This is a genomic window from Streptomyces palmae (assembly GCF_004684805.1).
Classification (GTDB): domain Bacteria; phylum Actinomycetota; class Actinomycetes; order Streptomycetales; family Streptomycetaceae; genus Streptomyces; species Streptomyces palmae.
In genome coordinates this window covers 1-2,310 of the sequence record NZ_SRID01000597.1, presented here as the reverse complement: position 1 = coordinate 2,310, position 2,310 = coordinate 1, and the positions used below count along the sequence as shown (strand labels likewise).

General features: G+C 71.3%; 2 protein-coding genes and 1 pseudogene. All 3 read left to right on the top strand.

Annotated features, from left to right (window positions below; translation table 11 throughout):
* Positions 1 to 277, top strand: a 277-nt coding sequence (locus E4099_RS31335) for an AtuA-related protein (RefSeq protein ID WP_425348290.1), incomplete at its 5' end; no start/stop codon positions are given.
* Positions 274 to 1,872, top strand: a complete 1,599-nt coding sequence (locus E4099_RS31330; RefSeq protein WP_135342482.1) for an acyl-CoA carboxylase subunit beta — start codon at positions 274 to 276, stop codon at positions 1,870 to 1,872. The genes E4099_RS31335 and E4099_RS31330, both read left to right, overlap by 4 nt.
* Positions 1,873 to 1,883: 11 nt before the next feature.
* A pseudogene (locus tag E4099_RS31325) lies at positions 1,884 to 2,285 on the top strand (biotin carboxylase N-terminal domain-containing protein); the annotation flags it as partial.
* Positions 2,286 to 2,310 lie beyond the last annotated feature (25 nt).

Here is a 2,310-nt window from a genome sequence, read left to right as displayed (position 1 = left end):
TATAAGAGACAGCGTCGGGGTGTGGGTGCGCAGCGAGGAGGCCTGGCGCTGGCTGGCGCACACCCTGACCGTGGAGCGGTTCCAACGGCTTCTGCCGGAGACGGCCGGGTTCGAGGTACGCCGCCATGTGCTGCCGCGGTTGTACGCGCTCAACTTCACCGTGGACGGGCTGCTGGGCGAGGGCGTCGCCGCCCAGGCCCGCTTCGATCCGCAGGCCAAGGCCGTCGGGGAGTGGCTGCGCTCCCGCCACCTGGACATACCGGAGGTGCTGCTGTGACCGTTCTCGCCTCGGCGCTCGATCCCTCGGGCCCGCAGTACGCCGAGAACCGTGCCGCGATGCTCGCCAAGCTCACCGAGGTCGAGATCGAGCACGCCAAGTCGCTGGCCGGCGGCGGTGAGAAGTACCTGGCCCGGCATCTGAAGCGGGGAAAGCTGCCGGCCCGCGCCCGGATCGAGCTGCTGCTGGATCCGGACACCCCCTTCCTGGAGCTGTCCCCGCTCGCCGCCTGGGGGAGCGAGTACACGGTCGGCGCCTCGCTGATCACCGGGATCGGGGTGATCGAGGGGGTGGAGTGCCTGATCACCGCCAACGACCCGACGGTGCGGGGCGGGGCCAGCAACCCCTGGACGCTGAAGAAGGCGCTGCGGGCCAATGAGATCGCCTTCGCCAACCGGCTGCCGGTGGTCAGCCTGGTGGAGTCCGGCGGGGCCGATCTGCCGAGCCAGAAGGAGATCTTCATCCCGGGTGGGGCGCTGTTCCGGGACCTGACCCGGCTCTCGGCGGCGGGGATCCCCACGCTCGCCGTGGTCTTCGGCAACTCGACGGCGGGGGGCGCGTACATCCCCGGCATGTCCGACCACGTGATCATGGTGAGTGAGCGGTCCAAGGTGTTCCTGGGCGGCCCGCCGCTGGTCAAGATGGCCACCGGGGAGGAGAGCGACGACGAGTCGCTGGGCGGCGCCGAGATGCACGCCCGCACCTCCGGGTTGGCCGACTACGTGGCCCGGGACGAGCCGGACGCGCTGCGCCAGGCCCGGCGGGTGGTGGCCCGGCTGAACTGGACCAAGGCGCATCCGGATCCCGGGCCGGTGGCCGAGCCGAAGTACGACCCGGACGAGCTGCTGGGGATCGTGCCGGGCGACCTCAAGGTGCCCTTCGATCCGCGTGAGGTGATCGCGCGGATCGTGGACGGCTCCGACTTCGACGAGTTCAAGCCGCTGTACGGGGCCTCGCTGGTCACCGGGTGGGCCCGGCTGCACGGCTACCCGGTGGGCGTCCTGGCCAATGCGCAGGGGGTGCTGTTCAGCGCCGAGTCGCAGAAGGCGGCGCAGTTCATCCAGCTGGCGAACCAGCGGGACGTGCCGCTGGTGTTCCTGCACAACACCACGGGCTACATGGTGGGCCGGGAGTACGAGCAGGGCGGCATCATCAAGCACGGCTCGATGATGATCAACGCGGTGTCCAACTCGCGTGTGCCGCACATCTCGGTGCTGATGGGGGCGAGTTACGGCGCCGGGCACTACGGGATGTGCGGGCGGGCCTACGACCCGCGCTTCCTGTTCGCCTGGCCCAGCGCCAAGTCCGCGGTGATGGGGCCGCAGCAGCTGGCCGGGGTGCTGTCCATCGTGGCCCGGGCCTCGGCGGCGGCCAAGGGGCAGCCGTACGACGATGAGGGCGACGCGGCGCTGCGGGCCATGGTCGAGCAGCAGATCGAGTCCGAGTCCCTGCCGATGTTCCTGTCCGGGCGCCTCTACGACGACGGGGTGATCGACCCCCGCGACACCCGGACCGTGCTCGGCCTGTGCCTGTCCGCGATCCACACCGCGCCGGTCGAAGGGGCGCGGGGCGGGTTCGGCGTCTTTCGGATGTGAGGGGTGCGCTGGTGATTGACACGGTACTTGTCGCCAACCGGGGGGAGATCGCCCGCCGGGTCTTCCGTACCTGCCGTGAGCTGGGCATCGCCACGGTGGCGGTCCACTCGGACGCGGACGCGGGTGCCGCGCACGTCCGGGAGGCGGACGCGGCGGTGCGGCTGCCGGGGAACGCGCCGGCCGACACCTATCTCCGCGGTGACCTGGTCATCAAGGCGGCGCTGGCGGCGGGTGCGGACGCGGTGCACCCGGGGTACGGCTTCCTCTCCGAGGACGCCGGGTTCGCACGGGCCGTGCGGGACGCGGGGCTGGTGTGGATCGGGCCGCCCCCGGAGGCGATCGAGGCGATGGCCTCCAAGACCCGGGCCAAGACGCTGATGGCCGGGGCGGGGGTGCCGCTGTTGGCGCCGCTCTGTCTCTTATAACCATCTCCGAGCC